This is a genomic window from Rathayibacter sp. AY1A7 (assembly GCF_002930845.1).
In the GTDB taxonomy this organism is placed as follows: domain Bacteria; phylum Actinomycetota; class Actinomycetes; order Actinomycetales; family Microbacteriaceae; genus Rathayibacter.
Window position 1 is genome coordinate 1 of sequence record NZ_PSTL01000047.1, and the last position, 2,304, is coordinate 2,304.

Consider the following 2,304-nt stretch of genomic DNA (forward strand, 5'->3'; position numbering starts at 1 on the left):
CCGGAGGACCGATGCCCCGACCCGCCTTCCCCGCCCCGCCCAGCGCCGAGCTGCACATCCACCTCGAGGGCACGATCGAGCCCGAGCACATCGTCGAGATGGCGCGCCGCAACGGAGTCGCCCTGCCCACCGAGGACCTCGACGCCCTCCGCGCCCGGTACTCCTTCACCGACCTCGCGTCGTTCCTGGAGCTGCACTACTCGAACCTCACCGTGCTGAAGACGGAGCGGGACTTCTTCGAGCTCGCGACCGGCTACCTCGACCGGGCGCAGAAGGCGAACGTCCGCCGCGCCGAGATCTTCTTCGACCCGCAGACGCACGTCGGCAACGGCGTCGCGCTCCACACCGTGATGAGCGGGATAACCCGTGCGCTCGGTCGGAGCGAGGAGACCCACGGGATCTCGACGGACCTGATCATGTGCTTCCTCCGCGACCTGGGCGCCGACGCGGCCGACGAGATGCTGACGGCGATCCTCCCCTGGCGCGAGCACATCATCGGCGTCGGGCTCGACTCGAACGAGGTGGGCTTCGGCCCGGAGCTGTTCGTCGACGTCTACGCGCGCGCCGCGGCGGAGGGACTGCGCCTGGTCGCGCACGCCGGCGAGGAGGGCGGGCCGGAGACGGTCGCGGCCACCGTCGAGCTGCTGAAGGTCGAGCGGATCGACCACGGGATCCGCGCGATGGAGGACCCGGAGGTCGTCGCGATGCTCCGCGAGCGCCGCATCCCGGTGACGGTGTGCCCGCTGTCGAACGTGGCCCTGCGCGCTGTGGACACGATGGCCGACCACCCGCTGCCCGCGATGCTCCGCGAGGGACTCGTCGTGACGGTCTCGAGCGACGACCCGCCCTACTTCGGCGGCTACGTGGATGAGAACTACCGCGCCCTGGTCGAGGAGCTGCGGATGGACGACGCGCAGCTCGAGCAGCTGGCGCTCAACTCCTTCGACGCGGCGTTCATCACGGAGGAGGACCGCGAGCGCTGGCAGGCGGAGGTGCGCGAGCACTTCGCGCGGTGAGCGCATCACTGCCCGGAGAACGATCGTTCCCACCCCTCCCCGCGCGCTGAGCCCTCGTTCCGCGGCCCCCGCCTCCGCGCCCGCCCTACGCTGGCCGGATGACCCGATCCGACGGCACGCAATGAGCTGGGTGCTCCTCACCGGCGCGATCCTCACCGAGGTGACGGCGTCGCTCGCCCTCCAGGCCGCGATCGAGTCGCCGGGCTGGTACGCGCTCGTCGTGGCGGGCTACCTGGCGGCGTTCGTCCTCCTCAGCCGGGTGCTCAAGGCGGGCATGCCGATCGGAGTCGCGTACGGCGTGTGGGGCGCGTGCGGCGTCGCGCTGACGGCGGTCCTCGCGGCCGTGCTCTTCGGGCAGCCGCTGACGGGCGTGATGACGATCGGGCTGGTGCTGATCATCGCGGGCGTGCTGATGGTCGAGATCGGGTCGCAGCGAGCGCAGGCCGCGCGCCGGGCGGTGCGCTGATGGCCTGGCTGCTGCTCTCGGGCGCGATCCTCACCGAGGTCGCCGCGACGATGAGCCTCAAGCCCGCGACGGACGGCCGGAAGCGCTGGTACGTCGTGGTCGGAGTCGGCTACGTCGTCGCGTTCACGCTGCTGGCCGGGGCGCTCGCGCAGGGCATGCCGATCGGGGTGGCCTACGGGATCTGGGCGGCGGTCGGAGTCGCGCTGACCGCGGTGCTCGGCCGCTGGCTGTTCCAGGACCCGCTGACCTGGACGATGCTCGGCGGGATCGGCCTGATCATCGCCGGCGTGCTGCTGGTGGAGCTGGGGCACTGACCGGCCGAGTGTCGTCTCGGCGGGAGCGCGCCTCCTCAGCCGTCGTCACGGCGGTAGCGCGACGGAGTCACCGGTTGTCGCGGCGGTACCGCGCCTCGCGGCCGGCGGTGTGGAGGCCGAGCCCGGTGACGGCGACCGCGAAGGCGACCAGCACGCCGATGAACGCGATCTCGTCGCCCGCTCCGACCGCCACGGCCGCGACGGCGAGCCCGATCAGCGCGAGGGCGAGCACCACGGCGCCGACGATCTCGAGAGGGCTCCAGGCGGTCATGACTCCAGCGTGCGCGCGGAGCGGCGCGCGGGCAAGGGGCGGCAGGCGAACAGGACACGACGTCCCTCCGACCGCGGAGGTCCGCGCGGGTCCCAGCGCACGACCCGTCCGCCCGGACATCGGCCGACCGGGTGCTGCGGATCGCGGAGCTCGTCCGAGGCGTTCCGCGGTGCGAGCCCGCTCCGTCCGTCCCCGCCGGAACGCCTCGGACGAGCTCCGCGATCCGCAGCACCCGGT

General features: G+C 72.7%; 4 protein-coding genes. 3 read left to right on the forward strand and 1 reads right to left on the reverse strand.

Annotated features, from left to right (window positions below; genetic code table 11):
* The 3 genes from C5B95_RS16995 to C5B95_RS17005 form a co-directional block, all read left to right on the forward strand.
* Nucleotides 1-1,016 (forward strand): adenosine deaminase (locus tag C5B95_RS16995; protein ID WP_308471277.1); only part of this gene is annotated, 1,016 nt, incomplete at its 5' end.
* Nucleotides 1,017-1,137: 121 nt separating this feature from the next.
* Entirely contained in the window at nucleotides 1,138-1,482 is a 345-nt protein-coding gene (locus C5B95_RS17000) for a multidrug efflux SMR transporter (protein ID WP_104269826.1), read from the forward strand.
* Nucleotides 1,482-1,796 carry a multidrug efflux SMR transporter gene (locus tag C5B95_RS17005; protein ID WP_104224891.1) on the forward strand — a complete coding sequence of 105 codons (315 nt, stop codon included), beginning with the start codon at nucleotides 1,482-1,484 and terminating at the stop codon, nucleotides 1,794-1,796. Before C5B95_RS17000 ends, C5B95_RS17005 begins: the two co-directional genes overlap by 1 nt.
* Nucleotides 1,797-1,863: 67 nt before the next feature.
* On the opposite strand, the gene C5B95_RS17010 is transcribed toward C5B95_RS17005, so the two are convergent.
* On the reverse strand, nucleotides 1,864-2,067 hold the full coding sequence (locus tag C5B95_RS17010) for a hypothetical protein (protein ID WP_104349704.1): 204 nt from the start codon (nucleotides 2,065-2,067) through the stop codon (nucleotides 1,864-1,866).
* Between the last annotated feature and the right edge of the window lie 237 nt (nucleotides 2,068-2,304).

Excerpts from the sequence above, each read along its gene's own strand:
- C5B95_RS17000 (WP_104269826.1), top strand. The coding sequence starts at position 1,138 with ATGAGCTGGGTGCTCCTCACCGGCGCGATCCTCACCGAGGTGACGGCG.
- C5B95_RS17005 (WP_104224891.1), top strand. The coding sequence starts at position 1,482 with ATGGCCTGGCTGCTGCTCTCGGGCGCGATCCTCACCGAGGTCGCCGCG.
- C5B95_RS17010 (WP_104349704.1), bottom strand. The coding sequence starts at position 2,067 with ATGACCGCCTGGAGCCCTCTCGAGATCGTCGGCGCCGTGGTGCTCGCC.